Raw genomic sequence first — 18,442 nt, 5'->3', positions numbered from 1 at the left:
CGCTTGAATCGGCGATCCTGGTCATCATATGGCCGGGTGCGGTCGCGCCGTCGCAGGATGCGCCGGCGAGCGGCGGCAACGTGCTGAGGATATCGGCATGAGATGGAGCTTTGAATCGCAAGACGCCAACGGCGCGTACGGCGCGCGAAGCGACTTGGTCGCCTATCTTGAGTCGCGCGCCAATCACGATTCGGATGTCCCGGCGGCGGCCCTGATCTTCGGCGAACTGGTCGGTAACGTGGTGCGGCATGCGCCCGGCCCGATCTCCATCCACGTGCACTGGGAGAACGGGTTTGCCGTATTGACGGTACGCGACCAGGGGCCCGGTTTCGAGTGGTCGGGGCGCCGGCAACTCCCGGACGTGCTCGCCGAATCCGGTCGCGGACTCTACATCGTCCAGACGGTCGCTCGCTCGCTTAAAGTACGCCGGCTGCCGCACCGCGGAACCGAGGCCGTCGTGCTATTGCCCGTTTCGCTCCGTCCTGCGGCTCAACGCGCCTGAGAGGACCTCACCGCTTCCGAACGAACCCCGCCGACGTGGCGTCGCTCTGGCGCCGCGTCTATTCACTCTGACGTTATCCCACTGGAGCCGACCATGTCGAAAGCCCACCGCATACTCGCGGGCCTCGCCACCGCTCTTCTCGCCGGCACGCTGGTTGCGTGTTCGGGCGGCGGAACGATCGCTACCGTTAACGGCCAAGCGATCAGCCAAGCATCGTTCGATTCGAAGCTCGAAGGTAGCCCGGCCGCGCGCGGTACGCTGCAGCAGATGGTGCAAGAAGCGCTCATCGAGCAGTACGCGAAGAACAACAACATCAACGTCACCGACGCGGATATTACCGCGCGTGAAGACCAGCTCAAGGCGAACTTCCCCAACGGCTCGTGGGGTGACATGCTCAAGGCGCGCGGCTTAACCGAAGCCGACGTCCACAACGCCCTGCGCGAGCAAATCATCCTCGATAAGGCTGTCGGCGGAAGCGTCAAGGTTTCCGACGCGCAGATCTCCGCGTACTTCGCGAAGAATCACGCCGCGTTCGATAAGCCCGCACAAGTGGACGCGCGCCACATCTTAGTACCGGATCTCGCAACCGCGAACAAGATCGAAGCACAGCTCAAGGCGGGCGCGAAGTTCTCCGCCCTGGCCAAGCAGTACTCGATGGATCCCGGCAGCAAGGATAAGGGCGGCGAGCTCGGTTGGTTCCGCCGCGGCCAGATGGTCCCGGCATTCGACCAGGCCGCATTCTCGCTCCCGATCGGCAAGATCAGCGCTCCGGTGAAATCGCCGTTCGGCTACCACATCATCCAGGTCGAAAAGCGTCAGCCCGGCGTCAAAGCCACGCTCGCCAACACGCACGACCGCATCGCCGACCTTCTGCGCCAGCAGCAGGAAGCTCCGCTGATCCAGCCGTTCCTGGCCGGTCTGCAAGAGAAGGCGACCATCACCGTCAACGACCCCCGCTTCGCGGGGCTCTTCCCGTCGCCGCCGCCGGCCGCTGCACCCGCAGCCTCGGTTGCGCCCGCCGCTTCCTCGTCACCCTAGGGACTTTATCCGTCAAAGCTGAAGCTTTGCCGGCTAAAGTCGCCAAAAGCGGTCGCCCTGTGGGCGGCCGCTTTTGCTATCCGAGGGTAAGCAATAGCGCTATCCGGGGGTAAGGGGGGTGGGCGGAGAATGAACGGCGACTGATGATGGTGCGAATCGTGGGGCTCGGCCCCGGCGATCCTAGTTTGATGACGCTCGGGAGCGTGGATGCGCTGCGAAGCGTCGCGCATGCGCTCGTGCTTTTAGCCCCGGCCGATCTCCAATCGTATCTTGCAAGCGCGGGCGTCGCGCTCACCGACGACGTCGCAACGGACGCGGCGCTGATCGTGCGCGGCGGCACCGACGAAATCGAACGCTTCGCCGTCCGCATCGATGCGATGCGCGAGCGCGGCGATCTCGGGATCGGCGTGCTAGGCAACCCGCTCTCCGATTTTCCGGGCCTCCCGCTATTACTACGCGCTCTCGAAGCGCGCGATATCGAAACCGCGATCGTGCCCGGCATGCCGCACGCAACGCTGTCGGCGTCGATCACGATGCCGCTCGTACCGCTTCCGCCGCAGTCCTCGCACTATTCGTGGGACGATCTCATCGAAATCATGGCTCGCCTGCGCCTGGGCTGCCCGTGGGATCGCGAGCAAACGCACCGCACGCTGGTTCCCTACCTCATCGAAGAAACGTACGAAGTGGTCGAAGCGATCGAGAACGAGGATGCGAGCGAACTCTGCGAAGAGCTCGGCGACCTGTTGCTGCAGATCGTCTTCCACGCGCAGTTGGGTTCCGAGACCGGGGCATTCACCGTGGCCGACGTGATTGATGCGCTCTCGAACAAGATGGTCCGCCGGCACCCCCACGTGTTCGGCAGCGCCGTTATCGAAGACGTCGATTCGCAGTGGCGTAGCTGGGAGAAGCTCAAGTCGCAAGAAAAGACCGGGCAGAAACGCGCCAGTCGCCTCGACGGCATCCCGAAGCATCTCGGCGCCCTGCAACGCGGGCAACGGATGCAAGAGAAAGCGGCGCGCGTCGGCTTCGACTGGCCCGATATCTCGGGCGTTTTGGATAAACTGCACGAAGAGCTAACCGAGCTTAGCGAAGCCCGCCGGGCGAAGAACGACGACGACCACGTACGCGAAGAACTCGGCGACGTCTTCTTCACCATCGTCAATCTCTCGCGCGCGCTCGGCATCGATGCCGAAGCGGCGATGCGCGAAGCCAACGAAAAATTCTACCGGCGCTTCCGGTTTATGGAAGAACGCGTCGCCGCAAACGGCAAGGCGCTCACCGATCTATCGCTCGTCGAACTCGAGGAATTATGGCAACAGGCGAAGACCCAAGCAGCCTGATTCGGCTGCGCATGAGCGCGCACGACGCGCACTACGGAGGTGATCTCGTCGACGGCGCGCGGATGCTCGCCCTATTCGGGGACGTCGCAACCGAATTGCTCATCCGCATGGACGGCGACGAAGGGCTGTTTGTCGCCTACGATTCCGTCGAGTTTCTCGCCCCGGTCTATGCCGGCGATTATATCGAAGCGCGCGGCCGCATCGTGCACGTCGGCACGTCGTCGCGCAAGATGGAGTTCGAGGCGCGCAAGGTGATTACCGCGCGCACCGATATCTCTCCCAGCGCCGCCGATGCCCTAACCGAACCGACGATCGTTTGCCGCGCGAGCGGCACCTGCGTCACACCCCAAGCGAATAAGCGCATCTAATCACGTTTTGCGAAGGAGCGTCCATGATCGCGATCACCGTCGCCTACCAAGCCGGCAACAAGATGAACACCGATTACTATTACGGCTCGCACGTTCAGATGGTCGAAAATACGCTCACCGAATACGGGCTCAAAGCAAGTGAGGTGCGCAAAATCGTCGGCACGCCCACCGGCGACCCGGCGCCCTATCAAATCATCACCACCCTCTACTTCGAGAGCATGCAAGCCTACAGTACGGCGATGGCGAGCGACGCAGGCCGCCACGTGCTGGACGACATCAAGAACTTCTTCGAAGGCATGCCCGATATCATGATCGGCGAAGTGTAGCGAACGTCTACACGAGGCGCGCGTGCGTCTTCTTCTGCCACACCAGTTTATAGTACGTAAACTGCGCGCAGAGCACGAAGGCGTATGAGATCGGGTAGCCCATCCAGACGCCGCGCAAACCGTAGTGCTGCATGAGGATGAACGCCGCGGGTACTTCGACCGCCCAGATGGCGAAGATGCCGTTGATCGTGGGCCAGAGCACCGTGCCGCTGCTGCGCATCACGCCGCTGATGACGGCGCTGTTACCGAAGAGCAGATAGCTCCACAGCGTAATCACCAACAGGCCGTGGGCGACTTGGATCGTCGCCGGGTCGGTGATGAACCAACCGATCAAGACATCCGCGAAGATGTAGCAGATCGCGATGAGGATGCCGCCGATGATGTAATTGAGCATCACGGCCGAACGCACGACGCTCCCGAGTTTGTCTTCGCGCCGCGCGCCGATGCACTGTGCCCCGAAGATCGAAGCCGCGATGCTGATCGATATCGCCGGAAATTGCACGTAGCTGATAATTTGGTTGACGGCCCCGTATGCCGCCGTGGCGTTAGCGCCGAAGCGATTCACGAAGCTGATCACCGCAATCTCGGCGAGCGAGACCATGATCACCTGCAAGCCGGTCGGCACGCCGATGCGCACGACCAGCCAGAGAATCTTCGGGTCGAAGAGCATATCGCGCGCCATCTCGGCATCGAATCGCAGTGGATGTTTCGTGCGCGAGAGCATCACCAGCATCGCCGCGAATGCGATCCCCTGGCTGAGCAATCCGGCGACGGCCGCGCTGACGACGCCGAGCTGCGGCAAACCGAACCAGCCACGAATGAGCGCTGGGGTAAAGAGAATCGTCAATACGGTGCTGACGATGAGAAACCACAACGGCGTCTTCGAATCGCCGGTGCCGCGCAGAAATGTCGTGAAAACCAAGTACGGAAAGATGACCGGCGCCGTGAGGAACACGACGCGCGTATAGGCATCGGCTTCCTTCAGAATCGATGCCGGGGTCCCCAGGAGGGTCAGCATGTACGGTGAGACCAACGTCCCGACCACCGACACGAAGATGGCGAAGAGCAACGTCGCCCCGAGCACGGTGCCGGCTATTTTCTTGACGCGGTGCTGGTCGCCCGCGCCGAAGGCCTGCCCGATCAGCACCGTGCTGCCGCTCGCGATCCCAATCAAGAACGAGAACAGCAAGAACACGACGGGAAACACCGCCGAAACGGCCGCCAATGCGTCGACGCCGAGCATTCGCCCTAAGAAGATAAAACTAAACGTCTGGGAAGCGGATTGCAGAACGTTACTGATCATCAACGGTATGAGGAAGACCAGAAAAATTCGCCACATCGGCTTGGTATCGTCGAAGATATTGATCCCCGGCCGCCGTGGGTTCTGCGCTTGCGCCATCCCGCTTCTATCGCGCATGCAAACGCATCGTCCTCTCTCGCGGAGTTAGCCGATCGCTCAGTTTCACGGCGATCGCTCGAAGTCTCTCCCGGTTCGCACGGTGCTCATGGGCCGACAGACAGAGATCCGCGCTTCGGGTGTCGCCAATCGTCGGGCAGCGAACGCTTCACGTTTATGTGAATAATCAAGCCGTTATAATGGACCCATGAGATTCGAGGCGGCGAGCACCGATCCAGCGTATACTTCCCGAGAACGTTATGCCTAAACGAACGATCGCACGGCCTTCTCCAGACCCCAACCTTGCACACGTCGCAGCATTGATCGGGGATCCTGGCCGCTCGACCATGCTGCTCTCGCTGCTGGACGGTCGAACGCTATCGGCCGGCGAGTTAGCTCGCCGCGCGACCGTCTCTCCAACGGCCGCGAGCGCGCACCTATCGAAGCTCGTCGCGGGTGGGCTCATTGTGGTCCAACCTTCGGGCCGCCGGCGGCTCTATCGGCTCGCCGGCGCCGATGTGGGACGCGCTCTGGAAGCGCTCGCCGTCATCTCCAAGCCGGCACGCATCGTCGCCTTGGCACAGAGCGCGATTGCCGGCGAACTGCGCATCGCGCGCTCCTGCTACGATCACCTCGCCGGCCGCTTGGGGGTCGGCATCACCGACTCGCTCGTCGCGCGAAAGATCCTGATTCCCGGCGGCTCGCACGACTACACGATTACGAACAAGGGGCATAGCTACTTCACGGCTTTTGGGCTCGACGTCGCCGACGCGCAATCGAAACGACGGCATTTCGCGAGCCAGTGCCTCGATTGGACCGAGCACCGGTCGCATCTAGCAGGCGCGCTCGGCGCAGCGCTATGCGATCGGCTCCTGGACTCCGGTTGGGTCGTGCGCACGCAGGCAAGCAGAGCGCTGCACGTCACTCCTCTGGGCCGTGCGGCACTCGAGGAGCATTTCTCGTTACGACTCTCGGAGGCGACGTATGCGACTCGATAAATTCATGAAGGTCGCGCGACTTTCGAAGCGACGCACCGAGGCGCACGAGGCGCTCGAGCACGGTCGCATCACCAAAGACGGAAAGCCGGTCAAACCGGCCTATAGCGTGAAACCTGGCGACGTGCTAGAAATCCACTATGCGAGCAAATTCGTCACCGTGCGCGTTCGCGAGGTTCCGCTGCGCATGACGCCGTCGGTAAAGCCCGCCGATCTCTACGAAATTATCGACACGCGCAAAGACGACCCGATCGAGTGGATGTAAATACACGCGCGTTCACAGTTCGAGAATCTCTCTAAGGCCGTCCTCGATAGCGCCCAATTCTGCCGGCGCGACATCTCCCAACTTCTCGCGCAGCCGCTCTTTCGTAACCGCGCGTAGTTGGTCGAGGACCGCGACCGCCGGCCTACCGATAGAGCTCAGCCCAATCAAAAGAGGCGGGCTCTCGCGCGGCGCGCTCGAGAGCGGAACGACCACTACCGTGCGCCGGCGGGCGTTCACGATGTCGCTCGTCAACACGATGCACGGCCGCGTTTTTTGGATCTCCGAGCCCTGTGCCGGATCGAGCGCGACCCACCAGACCTCGCCGCGTCGCGGGCTAGCGGACATGCCACGATTCGCTCGTGGCGTCCGGTAAGGCGTCGAATTCGCGCTCGATCTCCAAGACGTCAGCCGAATCGTTCGCAACCTCGCACGACCGCATCAGCCGGCGCTCGCGTGCGGCCAGACGCTCCGCTACCGCTTCCGCGACGTACCGCGAGCGATCGCGAGCAGCCACCTGCTTGGTAAGTCGTGCAGCTAGCGGTTCGGGCAGGGTGAACGTCATTTTACGCGTCGCCATAGTGCCATACTACCATACTCCCAGCTAATCAATCGCCCGCCCCTCGCACTAAGGTGCCCATAACCCGCCGGACCGAAGACGAGGCCAGCGACTCAACCTGGCGGAATGTTTTTTAGCACGTGAGTATCACCGTCCTCATCGCTCCGGATAAGTTCAAAGGCAGCCTTACGGCCACCCAAGCGGCGCACGCGATGCAGCGCGGCGTGCTCGCGGCTAGGCCGGAAGCGCGATGCCTGCTATGCCCGATGGCCGACGGCGGCGAGGGGACGGTCGACGTCTTTTTGGGGCGCGGCGCGGCGCGCGCGACCGCACGCGTTCGCGGGCCCTTCGGCGACCCGGTCGAAGCGGTGTACGCACTCGCCGGCGGCACGGCCATCGTGGAAATGGCGAGTGCGTCGGGTCTTGGGCTTCTCGAGCCGGCGCAGTACGATCCGATGCGCGCCGATACGTTCGGTACGGGAGAATTGATACGAGCGGCGCTCGACGCCGGCGCCGATCGTGTGATCGTAGCTGTCGGCGGTAGCGCAACGAACGATGCCGGTACCGGCATGCTGCGCGCGCTCGGCGTTCGTTTTCTCGACGTAGACGGCGCCGTCATCGGCGCGGGGATGGCGGCCTACGAATGCTTGGCGACGATCGATCTGCGGTCGCTCGATGCACGCCTTGCGGACGTGCGCATCGACGTCGCCGTTGATGTGGACAATCCGCTCTGCGGGCCCGACGGAGCGGCGCAAACCTTCGCCGCGCAGAAGGGCGCCGATCCGGAACAGATCGCGTTGCTCGACCGGGTGCTGGCGCATATCGCCGGCGTGGCCGAACGTACGCTGCAGCGCGACTATCGCAACGAACCGGGGGCCGGGGCGGCCGGCGGTTTGGGGTTCGCGCTGCTCGCATTTCTCGGCGCGCACATGGAACCCGGCGTCGCATTGATCGCCCGGGAGTGGAACCTGACGGAATTGCTGCGAGGTGCCGCGCTCTGCATGACGGGCGAAGGCAAAATCGACGCGCAGACCCTACACGGCAAAACGGTTTCGGGCGTCGCCGCATTCGCGCGCGCGCAGAACGTTCCGGTTATCGCGTTCGGCGGAGCGGTCGATCCGGACGTTGTGGAACCGCTCGCTCGGTGTGGAATCGGCGTCGTACCCATCGCGCCCCCGCAGACGTCCGCGGCGGAATCGATGCGCGACGCGGCCGAACTGCTTGCGGCGGCGGCCGAAGCGGCCACGCGGCGAACGCTGGGCGAACGCGCGTGGATGTAAAGGAACGAGCCGCATCCAAGCGGGGAAGCGGCCTGGGCGCCGATGCGAAGGATGCACTCACGCGCGATCTCCCGAGCAACGCGCACTGTCGCGATGCATTGATCTTCGGCCTCGCGCTGTACGGCGCCAATCCCGAACGAACCGCGTTCATTACCCACCGTAATGCCATCGCGCGCCTCTTCTGGTCGCTCGTCGACGATCGCAAAGCCCATCCTATCGAATCGTTACCCGTAACGCGTCTCGCGCGTCTGCCCACCTTTGCCATCTCGTTACCCGAGCGACTGCGGGTGGTTCCACCCAAACCCGCGCATAAGTGCGATCGCATCATGGAGGTGCGCGCGGCCTTTCTCGCGTGCGGTTCGCTGGCGGCGGGAAGCCACGGATACCACTTGGAGTTCGTCGTTGCCGACCCCGCGTTAGCCGAGCGCCTGGCTTGGATGCTGCGCAGTATAGGCCGCGCCCCGAAGCAGACCGTTCGCAAGCATCGCACCGTCATCTACTTCAAAGATTTTGAAGCGATCGCCGACGTGCTCACGCTCATCGGCGCGTTCGGAGCGTTGCTCCATCTCGAGGACATTCGAGCGCTTCGCGAGACCAAGAACCGCATCCACCGGCTGGTCAACACCGAGGCGGCGAATCTGCAGCGGGCGGCGGCGGCCGCCGCGAACCAGAGCCAGACGATAGCCTATATCGCGAATGCCTATGGCCTGGGCCAACTCTCGCCGCCATTGCGGGAAATCGCGGAGCTTCGCCTTGCCCATCCGGGCGAATCCCTCGCAGAGATCGGCAATCGTTGCAACCCGCCCATCGGCAAACCCACCGTCTCCAGCCGTCTCACCGCCCTCACGCGCCTAGCGGCCAAGCTTCGGTCTGGAAGGGCTCAAGGGAGCAAGCCCGGTAAACCCCGGAACCCACGGTAAAACCGCGCTACGTCCACGGAGAGCTGGTGCATGCGAATTGGAATCAACGGCTTCGGCCGCATCGGGAGAAATTTTGCCAAGGCGTTGATGGAGCGCCACCCGGGCGTCGAGATCGTCGCGGTCAACGATTTGACCAGTGCCGCCGAGTGCGCGCACCTCTTTAAGTACGATAGCAACTACGGCACGTTCGGCGGTAGCGTCGGCGTCGACGGCGACACGTTGGCGATCGATAACCAACGCATCAAAGTTCTCGCCGAACGCGATCCGGGCAAACTGCCCTGGAAACAGCTCGGCGTCGACGTGGTCATCGAATCGACGGGACTCTTTACCGATGCGGCCAAGGCGCGCGCGCATATCGACGGCGGCGGCGCTAAAAAAGTCATCATCTCGGCGCCCGCCAAAGGCGAAGATATCACGGTCGTGCTGGGCGTCAATCACCAGCAATACGACCCGGCCGTGCACAACGTCATCTCGAATGCGTCGTGCACGACCAACTGCTTGGCGACTGCCGTCAGGCCGATCGTCGAACACCTCGGCTGGGTCAAGGGCTTTATGACGACGATCCATTCGTACACCAACGATCAAAATATCCTGGACGCCCCGCACAAAGATCTGCGCCGCGCGCGCAATGCCGCGACCAACATCATCCCGACATCGACCGGTGCTGCGAAAGCGCTCTACCTAACCATTCCCGAGATCGAGGGAACGTTCGACGGGTTCGCGCTGCGGGTACCGACGCCGACCGTCTCGATGATCTACCTCGTCGCGCAAGTCAAGCGCGAAACGACCAAGGCCGAATTGAACGCGATCCTGCAGCGCAGCAGCCAGACCGATTTGAAAGCCTACGTGCAGTACTGCGAAGAGGAGCTGGTCTCCAGCGATTTCAAGCGCTCGCCCTTCAGCTCGATCATCGATAGCAAACTCTCCAACGCCAACGGGGATTTGATTCAAATCGCCGCTTGGTACGATAACGAGTGGGGATACTCGTGCCGCCTCGCGGATCTCACCTCGATGATCCTCGAAAAAATTCCGGCGAACGCCTAGCACCGCGCCTTGAATTTCCGCACGATCGACGATCTGGACGTTCGCGGCAAGCGCGTCCTGGTTCGCGAAGACCTCAACGTCCCCATGAACGACGGCGCCGTGGCCGATTACACGCGCATCGACGCAGCGCTCCCCACGCTGCGAACGTTGCGCGAACGCGGCGCGCGCATCATCGTCATGTCGCACCTCGGGCGCCCCGACGGCAAGGCAGACCCAAAGTACTCGTTGCGTCCCGTGGCGGCCGCGCTCGCCGAACGCTTGGGTTTTGCGGTGGCTTTCGCACCGGATTGCATCGGCGCCGCGGCGCAGTCCGCCGCGAACGCCTTACGCGACGGCGACATCCTCGTACTCGAAAACGTGCGTTTTCACGCCGGTGAAGAGCAGAACGATCCCGGCTTCGCGCGCGAGCTCGCCTCGCTCGGTGACCTGTACGTCAACGACGCATTCGGAACCGCGCACCGCGCGCATGCATCGACCGAAGGCGTCGCCCATCTGTTGCCAAATGCTGCGGGGCTCCTGATGGAAGCCGAGCTGCGCGCACTGGCTGCGCTCATCGATCACCCGCCGCGTCCCTTCATCTGCGTGATCGGCGGAGCGAAAGTACGCGATAAGGTCGGCGTCTTCACGCATCTCCTCGATCGCGTCGATGCCTTCTGCATCGGCGGCGGCATGGCGAACACGTTTCTCGCGGCGCAAGGTATCGACGTGGGATCGTCGCTCAAAGATAGCGATCTCGAACCGGCCAAGCAGATTCTGGCAGCGGCCCGCGCCAAAGGCGTCACGCTGCATTTACCGGTTGACGCGGTGGTCTCCGATGCGTTCGATGCGGACACGCACGCGCACGTCGTCGCGATCGACGCGGTCGGCGCAAACATGATCCTCGATATCGGCCCCAAAACCGCGCAGGCGTACGCCGCGGCAATCGCCGGAGCGAAGACGATCGTTTTCAACGGCCCGATGGGCGTCTACGAAAAGCCGCCGTATCGGCGCGGCACCCAGGTTGTCGGAGAAGCAATCGCAACGGCCACACTTCACGGCGCGACGAGCGTTGTCGGCGGCGGCGACGCCGCGGCTGCCGCGCACATGCTCGGCTTTGCCGCCGGCATGACGCACGTTTCGACCGGCGGCGGAGCGACGCTGGAGTTTCTGGAGGGCGCCGTGTTGCCGGGCGTCGCGGCGCTGCAGCCGCCGGTCCACGCATAACCCATGCCGACGACACTCATCGCCGGCAACTGGAAGATGCACAAGACGATCGCGGAGACGCGCGCGTTCCTTGCGGCGTTTTTGGAGCGCGTGCCGCACCTTCCGGCCGACGTCGCTATCGCGATCGCTCCGCCGTTTACCGCGCTCTCGGCCGCGCGCGAAGCCCTTGCGGGCCAGGCGCGCGTAACGCTCGCGGCACAGACGATGCATTGGGAGCCCAGCGGCGCGTATACCGGTGAGATTAGCGCGCCGATGCTCGCGGAACTCGGCGTGCGCTACGTGATCGTCGGCCACTCCGAACGCCGGATGTATTGCGGCGAGACCGACCGAACCGTCAATCTCAAAACGCAGGCTGCGCTCGAGCACGGCATCACGCCGATCGTTGCGGTCGGCGAATCGCTCGAAGTGCGCGAAGCCGGAGGCACCGACGCGCTGGTGGTCGCGCAGGTGCGCGCCGCGTTGCACGGTATTCCGCCGGCCGATTTGCAGCGTATCGTGATCGCATACGAGCCGATTTGGGCGATCGGCACCGGACTCAACTGCGATGCGGCGCAGGCCGATCGCGTGATGGGATTGATTCGCACGGCCCTTCCGGGGTTAGCCGAGACATCGCTATTGTATGGTGGAAGCATGAAGCCCGACAACGCCGCGGCATACCTGGAACGCCCCAACATCAACGGTGGGCTCATCGGTGGAGCTTCGCTCGATCCGTATGCTTTTGCCGATCTGGTCCAGAACGCGTCGCTCATCTAACGAAACGGAATCCCATGCACAATCGCCCCATGGTTCTGGCAATCCTCGATGGCTGGGGTTGCAATAGCGACGCGTACGGCAATGCGATCGCCGCTGCGGATCTGCCGCATTGGCGAGCCTTTTTTGAGACCTATCCGTGGACGACGCTCGAGGCGTCGGGCGAAGCGGTGGGATTGCCCAAAGGCATCATGGGTAACAGCGAGGTCGGGCACATCAATCTCGGCAGCGGGCGCGTGGTGCCGCAGGGTGTGGTGGTGATCGACGAAGACATCGCCTCCGGCGCGTTTGCCAAGAACGCCACCCTGCTCCGCACGATCGCACACGTAAAGGGCACCGGAGGAACGTTACACCTGCTAGGGCTGCTCTCCGACGGACAAGTGCACAGTTCGATCGAGCACCTCTTCGCGCTCATCGATGCCGCCGTCACCGCGGACGTACGGCTCGCGATTCACGCGTTTCTCGACGGCCGCGACACCCCTCCGCGATCCGCGGAGCGCTACATCGAGCAACTCGAAGAGCGTCTGGCCGCGATCGGCCGCCCCGGCTCCATCGCCACCGTGAGCGGGCGCTACTATGCGATGGATCGCGATAAACGGTGGGAGCGCACGCAACTCGCGTACGACATGCTGGCGTTCGGCAAAGCGGGCCACCGCGGTATCGATGCAATCGCCGCGCTGCATGCCGCGTACGCGCGGGGCGAAGATGATGAATTCGTGCTGCCCACCATCGTCGGGCCGTCGCGGCAGATCGAAGACGGCGACGCGTGCATCTTCTTCAATTTCCGTCCCGACCGGGCGCGACAGATGACGACCGCCTTCAACGACGGCGACGTTCCGTTCGTCACAAAATCGTATCACGACCTCATCTTCGCCACGATGACGAAATACGATGAAACCTATCCCAACCCGGTCCTGTTCGGCCCGCGCCCGACGTACGAAACGTTCGGGGAAGTGATATCCCGCAACGGATTGCGCCAACTCCGTCTTGCGGAGACCGAGAAATACGCGCACGTCACATACTTCTTCAACGGCGGCCGCGAAGAGCAGTTCGCGGGCGAGGATCGCGAACTCATTGCCTCGGATCGCACCGTAGCCACCTACGATTTGGCGCCCGCAATGCGAGCGAACGAAATTACCGAGTTCGCCGTCAAAAAACTGGCGGAGAACGCGTACGACGCGATCGTGATGAACTACGCCAACGCCGATATGGTCGGGCACACCGGCAAATGGAAGCCGACGATCGAGAGCGTGCAAATTCTCGATGCATGTTTGCATCGCTTGAGCGATGCCGTGCTGAAAACGGGCGGCGTGCTCGCGATCACGGCAGATCACGGCAACGCCGAGGAAAAACTCGATAAGGACGGCAACGCGCTAACCGCCCACACGACCAATCCGGTGCCGTTTATCCTCATCGGCTCGGGCGTGCGCGGGACGCTCGCGAGCGGCGGGAAACTCGGCGACGTGGCGCCGACGCTGCTGACATTGATGGGCCTACCCGTTCCCGCGCAGATGACCGGACACAATCTCTTCACCGCAACCGATCCGACAAGGAGTCTCCCCTAATGATCGACCGCCGTTCGCCGAACGACCGCCTTCTCGCGCACGACGCGAGTGCGATCGAAACTGCCGCCGGGGGAGCGATCGACGTCGCCATCGTGCTGGGGAGCGGCCTCTCGTCGGCGTTGCGCGATGCGTTCCCGGTCGCCTCGATTCCCTACGATCACCTCATGGGGTTTCCGGTCGCATCCTTGGCCGGGCACGCCGGCGAAGCCTTAATCGGCACCTGGCACGGAAAGCGCATGCTCGTCTTTGCCGGACGCGTGCATCTCTATCAAGGATTCTCGCCGCAACAAGTCACGGTCAACATGCGTCTAGCCAAAGCGGCGGGTGCACGCACCGTCGTTCTGACGAACGCCGCGGGGTCGCTGAATCCGTCGTTCCTACCGGGGGACTTGATGCTCATTGAAGACCACATCAATCTGACCGGGCGCAACCCGTTCGTGGGCGTTCCCACCGACAATCCGTTTATCGACATGCACGATGCGTACGCGCAGCGGTTGCGCACGATCGCGGCGCACGCCGGGAGCGATATGCCCACGCTGCGCTCGGGCGTGTATGCGGGGCTCCTGGGGCCGAATTACGAGACCGCCGCCGAGGCCCGCTATCTGCGAACGATCGGTGCCGATGCGGTCGGCATGTCCACCGTCCTCGAAACGATCGCGGCGCGAGCGTTGGGCATGGAAGTGCTGGGCGTCAGCCTCATCACCAACGTCGCCGGCGCGCCATCCACCGCTCACGCCGACATCACCGCCGTCGGAAACGCCGCCGCCCCGAAGCTGGCGTCGCTCCTGGGCGCGGTCATGCGCAAGCTCTAAAAGCCACGAGCTTCCGAACCCAGCGGGCATTGACAGAATGCAACCTTTTGGTTACATTGTTGGAAACCAAAAGGTTACCAACAATTCCCGGAGCAAGCAATCGTTGATGCAGGCAACCCTTCCCAGCGATCGAGCGGACCGGCTCTTCAAGGCCCTGGCCGATCCCACGCGCCGCGAGATTCTCTCGCTGCTGCGAGGCGGCCGTTTGAGCGTCGGCGATATCGCGCGGAATTTTCACACGAGCCGTCCGGCCGTTTCGAAACATCTGCGGCTGCTGCGCGAGGCGCGGTTGGTCGTCGATAGCAAGCACGGCACGACCTCGCTCTACGCACTCAACGCCGAGCCGCTCCAAGCCGTGGATACGTGGTTAGAACACTACCGCGTCTTCTGGCGGCGTAATTTGCAGCAACTAAAGGAGCATGTGGAACACACTCATGATTGACAGCGACGTAACCACCGCCATCGTCGATAGCATCAGCATCGACGCGCCGGTCTCCAAGACTTTCGCCGCATTGACCGATCCCAAACAGCTCGTGCAATGGTGGGGCGACCCTTCGAGCTATCAAACCACGCATATGGACTGCGACCTGCGCGTCGGCGGAGCGTGGAAATGCATCGGCCGGAACGCGAACGGCGAGACATTCGCCGTGTACGGGCACTATCAAGTCGTCGAACCGCCTCGCCTGCTCCAATTCACGTGGACGCACGACTGGGGCGACGGCGCGCAACCGGTGGAGACCATCGTTCGCTACGAACTCGCCGAACGCGAGGGGCGCACGGAGTTAACGGTGCGGCACTGGGGCTTTACCGACGTAGAGGATCGCGACGCTCACGAGCGCGGCTGGAAGAAGGTGCTGAACTGGTTGCGCACCTATAGCGAGGCCGGCCCGGCGGCCTAGCGTGATTCGCTAAGCCGATTCTCAAGCGGTTCTAACGCGATCTTACAGCGGTTCCAAGCTTATGTCGGCATACTGGTCGAGCGAGGAGGAGCGCACCGTGATGAAACGACTCGATCGACTCAACGACGAACTGTTGCTGGCCGAAGCACTCGTGTACTTTGTCTTCATCGGTACCATCGCCGTCATCGCCGCCATCGTCGCCCACTTCGGCTAGGGTGAAGGCCGCCCTTACGCAACCTTGCGAGGGCGGCCGCCCTTGGGGCCATTTTTGCGCGCCGCCGCAGCCTTCGCGGCGGTGAGGGAGCTGCCGCCCCGCTTACCCAACGCGCGAGCGAACGCATCGCTAAATAGGTCGCGTATTAATCCCGGCACATAGATTGCTACGCCGGCCTCATCGAAAATCAGCCCTTCGCCAAGCAAGTCGGCACGTACGTCGCGCAACCGCGCCAACGGAAGGTGCGCGACTTCATCGATCGCCGCAACGGGAATAGCCAGTTCGAGCCCACTACGAAAGCGCAAGCGCACGAGTTTGCGTGCGTCATCAAGCTCTGCCGAAGAGAGTGCCGTCGGAAGCTTTGCCTTCGCCTCGCCCCGGCGCCCGGCTTCCTCCCAATCATGCTTGGTGATCTTTGGGGTCTTCGTCGCATTGACAGGCATCACCACGTGCGGTAGCTGCCGCTGGGATCGATGCCGATGCGCTGGCCGGCGATGGTGGCCGAGCGAATGCGATGGTCCCAGAACGTGAGCACCCGCATGACGGCCGGGCGCAGCGTGGCGAAAAGCGAGCGGGCGCGCTGCGAGACGCTCAGCGCGTCTTTCACCCACGGCGGATGATCGTGCGGCAGCAGCGCGGTGTCGTGCTCGGCTTCGCTCGCGGCGGCGACGATCGGCTCGCTCTGCGCTAGGCCCAGAGCCGCCGCGAGCGACGGCGGGCGCTCCTCGATATCAACGCGACGGAGCATGATACCGCTTGCGCAGGCGCGCGATCGCCGCGACGTGCAACTGCGAGGCGCGCTGTGCGGATATGCCCATACGCGAGCCTATTCTCGCCAGCGGTCCGTCCGCAAAATAATGCAGCGCAAGAAGGGTTTGATGGCGTGGCGGAAGGCCGCGTAGATGGATGCGCAATTCGTGCGCGCTACTGCGTTCGGCGACGATGTTCGCCGGGTCGCGGCTCCAGTCGCATGCGAGCCGCTCGCGCTCGGGCAACGCGCAATCGAGCGAGAGCGGCTGCACGCGATACGCCACCATGGCCGCCCGGCGAAGCGCCGGGCGCGTGCGTTCGAACGCGTCGGGCGCCGGCATCGTACCGGCCTCCACCGCCTGACGATATCGTGCATTTTCGCCGTCGCGCACGGCGCGGCGCACGCGTTCCGGGACCGGATCCATGCGTCGAATGCCGTTGAGCATCGTTCCTGCAATCAAATGCTTGGCATAGTGCTCGAGCGAGGCTCCGCGCTCGGGATCGAAGGCATCGACCGCGCGGACCAACCCGATGCTGCCGTCGCCGATCAGATCGTCCAAATCCATGGTAGGGACCACGCGCTGCACTCGGCGCGCGATCGCGCGTACGAGCGGCAGTAGCCGCCGGATCTGCGCTTCGCGTTCGCTTTCAGTCATGGCGCGCTTCCAATGCGCGAGCGATTGCGGCGGCAAAGCCGCCGGTATCGCGGCCTGCAATCGCGTCGGCGACGGTCTGCGTGCCGAGGGAACCGAATTCGCCCCACGACTTCGTCATCGGCGCCAGCATTTGCGCGAGAAGCAACGATTCGCACGCGCGTCCTACCGCGCCGGCTGCCGCGTTATCCACGTTGCAAGTTGTTGGCGATTCGCAGCATTTCGTCGGCCGCTTGGACGCCTTTAGCGTTCGCTTCGTACGCTCGTTGCGCGGCCATGATCTCCATCATCGATTCCACGATCGAGACGTTGGACTGCTCGAGCATACCGAATCGAATCTGCGGGGCGTTGGGGCCGCCCGCCTCGATCGTGCGCGCACGACCCGACGCACTCGTAGCGGCGAAGAGCGTGCCCCCAACGCTCTGCAGCGCCTCGGGCGCGGCAAACTCCGCAAGGCGAACGCGCCCCATCGTTGTTTTGCCGCCGGCCGTGGTGACGATCAGGCGCCCGTCGCTCTCCACCCGCGCGCCGAGCGCATCCTGCGGAATGCGAATGCCGTCGAGCCGCCAGCCCTGCGCGTTGCGGAGCGAACCATCCGGTGCGCGCGAAAACGCGCCATCGCGCGTGTACCCCTTACGCCCCTTGCCGTCGGCGACGGTGAAGAATCCCGGCCCGTCGATGGCGAGATCGAACGCGCCCGGACTCTTCATGAGCTTGCCCTGCGTGAAGATGGCGTGCTGGCCCGTAACGGCGGTTCCCACGCCGCGCTCGCCGGGCGCGGCCAACACTTCGAACGTCGCGACCGAGCCCTTGAATCCGGCGACGTCGGCATTTGCGAGGTTATCGGAAACGACGTCGAGATTGCGTTGTTGAGCGGCCATTCCGGTCGCGGCGGCGTAGAGCGCGCGATCCATTATTTGAGCCTCGCGACGTCGTTCGCGGCTTTCTGCCGCGTGCCGTCAATCGCGCTCATCACTTTTTCGGCGCTTTCGTACGAACGCTCCGCTGCCAACACGTCGACCATCTCGCCGATCGCGTTCACGTTTGCCGTCTCGATAAAGCCCGCTCGAAGGCTGCTCCCGCGCGGAAGCGGGACGCGCCCGATTGGCGTTCCGTGCAGCATCAGTCGCCCGACCGCATCGAAAGTCGCGCCATCCGGGACGCGCAGTGCTCCGTTCGTACCGAGCAGCACCCGCCCGGCATCGTCGTGGAGATGGCCGCGAACGTCGCGCTCGAATGCACCGTTGCGCGTGCGTACGATTCGCCCCGAGAGTTCACGCACGCGAAAGTTTCCATCGCCGACGATCGCGAGATCGTACGCGCGTCCGGTCGGGCGTAACCCGCCGTGCCCGAGTTGCGCGCGCGATCGAATCACGACCCCGCGGGCCGTCAGCGAACCGCGCGCTACCAGACGGGCAAAGCCATTCGTTGAAACGTTGGCGAGATTACCGGTAGCAATGTCCAGCCGCGTCCGTGCCGCGACCATCGCGCTCTGTGCCCATGCAATTCCATCCATGAAGGCATGCTAAGCCGCCGATATGTCCGATTCGTGTACGCCGCGTTGCA

The 18,442-nt window shown here is 63.5% G+C and carries 25 protein-coding genes; 16 read left to right on the top strand and 9 right to left on the bottom strand.

Features of this window, described 5'->3' with window-relative positions:
* Window positions 1–97: 97 nt before the first annotated feature.
* The 5 genes from VMW12_07990 to VMW12_07970 all read left to right on the top strand — a co-directional run bounded on the left by VMW12_07990 (window position 98) and on the right by VMW12_07970 (window position 3,574).
* Window positions 98–502 carry an ATP-binding protein gene (locus tag VMW12_07990; GenBank protein HUZ49661.1) on the top strand — a complete coding sequence of 135 codons (405 nt, stop codon included), beginning with the start codon at window positions 98–100 and terminating at the stop codon, window positions 500–502.
* A 93-nt stretch (window positions 503–595) separates the two neighbouring features.
* Window positions 596–1,540 (top strand): peptidylprolyl isomerase, encoded by a 945-nt coding sequence (locus tag VMW12_07985; GenBank protein ID HUZ49660.1) that lies wholly within the window; start codon window positions 596–598, stop codon window positions 1,538–1,540.
* A 143-nt stretch (window positions 1,541–1,683) separates the two neighbouring features.
* Window positions 1,684–2,880 carry a nucleoside triphosphate pyrophosphohydrolase gene (gene mazG / locus VMW12_07980; protein HUZ49659.1) on the top strand — a complete coding sequence of 399 codons (1,197 nt, stop codon included), beginning with the start codon at window positions 1,684–1,686 and terminating at the stop codon, window positions 2,878–2,880.
* A complete protein-coding gene (locus tag VMW12_07975; GenBank protein ID HUZ49658.1) occupies window positions 2,850–3,248 on the top strand; it encodes a hotdog domain-containing protein in 399 nt (132 codons plus the stop codon). The genes mazG and VMW12_07975 overlap by 31 nt, the downstream gene beginning before the upstream one ends.
* A 23-nt stretch (window positions 3,249–3,271) precedes the next feature.
* A complete protein-coding gene (locus VMW12_07970; protein HUZ49657.1) occupies window positions 3,272–3,574 on the top strand; it encodes an EthD family reductase in 303 nt (100 codons plus the stop codon).
* A gap of 7 nt (window positions 3,575–3,581) precedes the next feature.
* On the opposite strand, the gene VMW12_07965 is transcribed toward VMW12_07970, so the two are convergent.
* A complete protein-coding gene (locus tag VMW12_07965; GenBank protein ID HUZ49656.1) occupies window positions 3,582–4,991 on the bottom strand; it encodes an MATE family efflux transporter in 1,410 nt (469 codons plus the stop codon).
* A 239-nt stretch (window positions 4,992–5,230) separates the two neighbouring features.
* Here VMW12_07965 and VMW12_07960 point away from each other — a divergent pair, with 239 nt between their 5' ends.
* Together VMW12_07960 and VMW12_07955 are read left to right on the top strand one after the other, a co-directional pair.
* Complete coding sequence (locus VMW12_07960; protein HUZ49655.1) at window positions 5,231–5,968, top strand: MarR family transcriptional regulator; 738 nt, start codon at window positions 5,231–5,233, stop codon at window positions 5,966–5,968.
* Window positions 5,955–6,230 (top strand): RNA-binding S4 domain-containing protein, encoded by a 276-nt coding sequence (locus VMW12_07955; protein HUZ49654.1) that lies wholly within the window; start codon window positions 5,955–5,957, stop codon window positions 6,228–6,230. Before VMW12_07960 ends, VMW12_07955 begins: the two co-directional genes overlap by 14 nt.
* 12 nt (window positions 6,231–6,242) lie before the next feature.
* Here the strand turns inward: VMW12_07955 and VMW12_07950 are convergent, their stop codons facing one another.
* Window positions 6,243–6,575: a type II toxin-antitoxin system PemK/MazF family toxin gene (locus VMW12_07950; protein HUZ49653.1), complete on the bottom strand. Its 333-nt coding sequence runs from the start codon at window positions 6,573–6,575 to the stop codon at window positions 6,243–6,245.
* On the bottom strand, window positions 6,565–6,807 hold the full coding sequence (locus VMW12_07945; GenBank protein ID HUZ49652.1) for a hypothetical protein: 243 nt from the start codon (window positions 6,805–6,807) through the stop codon (window positions 6,565–6,567). Before VMW12_07945 ends, VMW12_07950 begins: the two co-directional genes overlap by 11 nt.
* 119 nt (window positions 6,808–6,926) lie before the next feature.
* Here VMW12_07945 and VMW12_07940 point away from each other — a divergent pair, with 119 nt between their 5' ends.
* The 9 genes from VMW12_07940 (at window position 6,927) to VMW12_07900 (ending at window position 15,259) form a co-directional block, all read left to right on the top strand.
* Window positions 6,927–8,066, top strand: a complete 1,140-nt coding sequence (locus tag VMW12_07940; protein ID HUZ49651.1) for a glycerate kinase — start codon at window positions 6,927–6,929, stop codon at window positions 8,064–8,066.
* On the top strand, window positions 8,057–8,986 hold the full coding sequence (gene whiA / locus VMW12_07935) for a DNA-binding protein WhiA (protein HUZ49650.1): 930 nt from the start codon (window positions 8,057–8,059) through the stop codon (window positions 8,984–8,986). The genes VMW12_07940 and whiA overlap by 10 nt, the downstream gene beginning before the upstream one ends.
* 30 nt (window positions 8,987–9,016) lie before the next feature.
* Window positions 9,017–10,030: a type I glyceraldehyde-3-phosphate dehydrogenase gene (gene gap / locus VMW12_07930; GenBank protein ID HUZ49649.1), complete on the top strand. Its 1,014-nt coding sequence runs from the start codon at window positions 9,017–9,019 to the stop codon at window positions 10,028–10,030.
* A gap of 9 nt (window positions 10,031–10,039) precedes the next feature.
* Window positions 10,040–11,233, top strand: coding sequence for a phosphoglycerate kinase (locus tag VMW12_07925; protein ID HUZ49648.1), 1,194 nt, complete (start codon window positions 10,040–10,042; stop codon window positions 11,231–11,233).
* Window positions 11,234–11,236: 3 nt separating this feature from the next.
* Window positions 11,237–11,986 carry a triose-phosphate isomerase gene (tpiA, locus tag VMW12_07920; GenBank protein ID HUZ49647.1) on the top strand — a complete coding sequence of 250 codons (750 nt, stop codon included), beginning with the start codon at window positions 11,237–11,239 and terminating at the stop codon, window positions 11,984–11,986.
* 14 nt (window positions 11,987–12,000) lie between these two features.
* Window positions 12,001–13,548, top strand: a complete 1,548-nt coding sequence (gpmI, locus tag VMW12_07915; protein HUZ49646.1) for a 2,3-bisphosphoglycerate-independent phosphoglycerate mutase — start codon at window positions 12,001–12,003, stop codon at window positions 13,546–13,548.
* Window positions 13,548–14,360: a purine-nucleoside phosphorylase gene (locus VMW12_07910; GenBank protein ID HUZ49645.1), complete on the top strand. Its 813-nt coding sequence runs from the start codon at window positions 13,548–13,550 to the stop codon at window positions 14,358–14,360. Before gpmI ends, VMW12_07910 begins: the two co-directional genes overlap by 1 nt.
* Before the next feature lie 106 nt (window positions 14,361–14,466).
* A complete protein-coding gene (locus VMW12_07905) occupies window positions 14,467–14,802 on the top strand; it encodes a metalloregulator ArsR/SmtB family transcription factor (protein ID HUZ49644.1) in 336 nt (111 codons plus the stop codon).
* Window positions 14,795–15,259 carry an SRPBCC domain-containing protein gene (locus VMW12_07900; GenBank protein HUZ49643.1) on the top strand — a complete coding sequence of 155 codons (465 nt, stop codon included), beginning with the start codon at window positions 14,795–14,797 and terminating at the stop codon, window positions 15,257–15,259. The genes VMW12_07905 and VMW12_07900 overlap by 8 nt, the downstream gene beginning before the upstream one ends.
* 228 nt (window positions 15,260–15,487) lie before the next feature.
* On the opposite strand, the gene VMW12_07895 is transcribed toward VMW12_07900, so the two are convergent.
* The 6 genes from VMW12_07895 to VMW12_07870 are packed head-to-tail and all read right to left on the bottom strand — an operon-like array spanning window position 15,488 to window position 18,392.
* A complete protein-coding gene (locus VMW12_07895) occupies window positions 15,488–15,922 on the bottom strand; it encodes a hypothetical protein (protein HUZ49642.1) in 435 nt (144 codons plus the stop codon).
* The gene (locus VMW12_07890; protein ID HUZ49641.1) at window positions 15,916–16,221 is read right to left on the bottom strand and encodes a hypothetical protein; all 306 of its coding nucleotides are present in this window, start codon (window positions 16,219–16,221) and stop codon (window positions 15,916–15,918) included. The genes VMW12_07895 and VMW12_07890 overlap by 7 nt, the downstream gene beginning before the upstream one ends.
* On the bottom strand, window positions 16,205–16,879 hold the full coding sequence (locus VMW12_07885; protein HUZ49640.1) for a sigma-70 family RNA polymerase sigma factor: 675 nt from the start codon (window positions 16,877–16,879) through the stop codon (window positions 16,205–16,207). Before VMW12_07885 ends, VMW12_07890 begins: the two co-directional genes overlap by 17 nt.
* On the bottom strand, window positions 16,872–17,069 hold the full coding sequence (locus VMW12_07880; protein ID HUZ49639.1) for a hypothetical protein: 198 nt from the start codon (window positions 17,067–17,069) through the stop codon (window positions 16,872–16,874). Before VMW12_07880 ends, VMW12_07885 begins: the two co-directional genes overlap by 8 nt.
* Window positions 17,062–17,790 carry a flagellar hook-basal body complex protein gene (locus VMW12_07875; protein HUZ49638.1) on the bottom strand — a complete coding sequence of 243 codons (729 nt, stop codon included), beginning with the start codon at window positions 17,788–17,790 and terminating at the stop codon, window positions 17,062–17,064. Before VMW12_07875 ends, VMW12_07880 begins: the two co-directional genes overlap by 8 nt.
* Window positions 17,790–18,392, bottom strand: coding sequence for a flagellar basal body rod C-terminal domain-containing protein (locus tag VMW12_07870; protein HUZ49637.1), 603 nt, complete (start codon window positions 18,390–18,392; stop codon window positions 17,790–17,792). Before VMW12_07870 ends, VMW12_07875 begins: the two co-directional genes overlap by 1 nt.
* Between the last annotated feature and the right edge of the window lie 50 nt (window positions 18,393–18,442).

The organism is Candidatus Dormiibacterota bacterium, from assembly GCA_035532835.1.
In the GTDB taxonomy this organism is placed as follows: domain Bacteria; phylum Vulcanimicrobiota; class Vulcanimicrobiia; order Vulcanimicrobiales; family Vulcanimicrobiaceae; genus DAHUXY01.
Note: the sequence above shows the minus strand (reverse complement) of the source record. Positions and strands in the feature narration are given on the sequence as shown.

What these genes read in the sequence shown, in the direction of transcription:
- mazG (HUZ49659.1), top strand. Translation starts at nt 1,684, where the DNA reads ATGATGGTGCGAATCGTGGGGCTCGGCCCCGGCGATCCTAGTTTGATG.
- VMW12_07910 (HUZ49645.1), top strand. Translation starts at nt 13,548, where the DNA reads ATGATCGACCGCCGTTCGCCGAACGACCGCCTTCTCGCGCACGACGCG.
- VMW12_07945 (HUZ49652.1), bottom strand. Translation starts at nt 6,807, where the DNA reads ATGGCGACGCGTAAAATGACGTTCACCCTGCCCGAACCGCTAGCTGCA.
- VMW12_07975 (HUZ49658.1), top strand. Translation starts at nt 2,850, where the DNA reads ATGGCAACAGGCGAAGACCCAAGCAGCCTGATTCGGCTGCGCATGAGC.
- VMW12_07970 (HUZ49657.1), top strand. Translation starts at nt 3,272, where the DNA reads ATGATCGCGATCACCGTCGCCTACCAAGCCGGCAACAAGATGAACACC.
- VMW12_07985 (HUZ49660.1), top strand. Translation starts at nt 596, where the DNA reads ATGTCGAAAGCCCACCGCATACTCGCGGGCCTCGCCACCGCTCTTCTC.
- VMW12_07990 (HUZ49661.1), top strand. Translation starts at nt 98, where the DNA reads ATGAGATGGAGCTTTGAATCGCAAGACGCCAACGGCGCGTACGGCGCG.
- VMW12_07960 (HUZ49655.1), top strand. Translation starts at nt 5,231, where the DNA reads ATGCCTAAACGAACGATCGCACGGCCTTCTCCAGACCCCAACCTTGCA.
- VMW12_07885 (HUZ49640.1), bottom strand. Translation starts at nt 16,879, where the DNA reads ATGACTGAAAGCGAACGCGAAGCGCAGATCCGGCGGCTACTGCCGCTC.
- VMW12_07875 (HUZ49638.1), bottom strand. Translation starts at nt 17,790, where the DNA reads ATGGATCGCGCGCTCTACGCCGCCGCGACCGGAATGGCCGCTCAACAA.
- VMW12_07965 (HUZ49656.1), bottom strand. Translation starts at nt 4,991, where the DNA reads ATGCGCGATAGAAGCGGGATGGCGCAAGCGCAGAACCCACGGCGGCCG.
- VMW12_07890 (HUZ49641.1), bottom strand. Translation starts at nt 16,221, where the DNA reads ATGCTCCGTCGCGTTGATATCGAGGAGCGCCCGCCGTCGCTCGCGGCG.
- VMW12_07950 (HUZ49653.1), bottom strand. Translation starts at nt 6,575, where the DNA reads ATGTCCGCTAGCCCGCGACGCGGCGAGGTCTGGTGGGTCGCGCTCGAT.
- VMW12_07905 (HUZ49644.1), top strand. Translation starts at nt 14,467, where the DNA reads ATGCAGGCAACCCTTCCCAGCGATCGAGCGGACCGGCTCTTCAAGGCC.
- VMW12_07900 (HUZ49643.1), top strand. Translation starts at nt 14,795, where the DNA reads ATGATTGACAGCGACGTAACCACCGCCATCGTCGATAGCATCAGCATC.
- VMW12_07870 (HUZ49637.1), bottom strand. Translation starts at nt 18,392, where the DNA reads ATGGATGGAATTGCATGGGCACAGAGCGCGATGGTCGCGGCACGGACG.
- gpmI (HUZ49646.1), top strand. Translation starts at nt 12,001, where the DNA reads ATGCACAATCGCCCCATGGTTCTGGCAATCCTCGATGGCTGGGGTTGC.
- VMW12_07955 (HUZ49654.1), top strand. Translation starts at nt 5,955, where the DNA reads ATGCGACTCGATAAATTCATGAAGGTCGCGCGACTTTCGAAGCGACGC.
- tpiA (HUZ49647.1), top strand. Translation starts at nt 11,237, where the DNA reads ATGCCGACGACACTCATCGCCGGCAACTGGAAGATGCACAAGACGATC.
- gap (HUZ49649.1), top strand. Translation starts at nt 9,017, where the DNA reads ATGCGAATTGGAATCAACGGCTTCGGCCGCATCGGGAGAAATTTTGCC.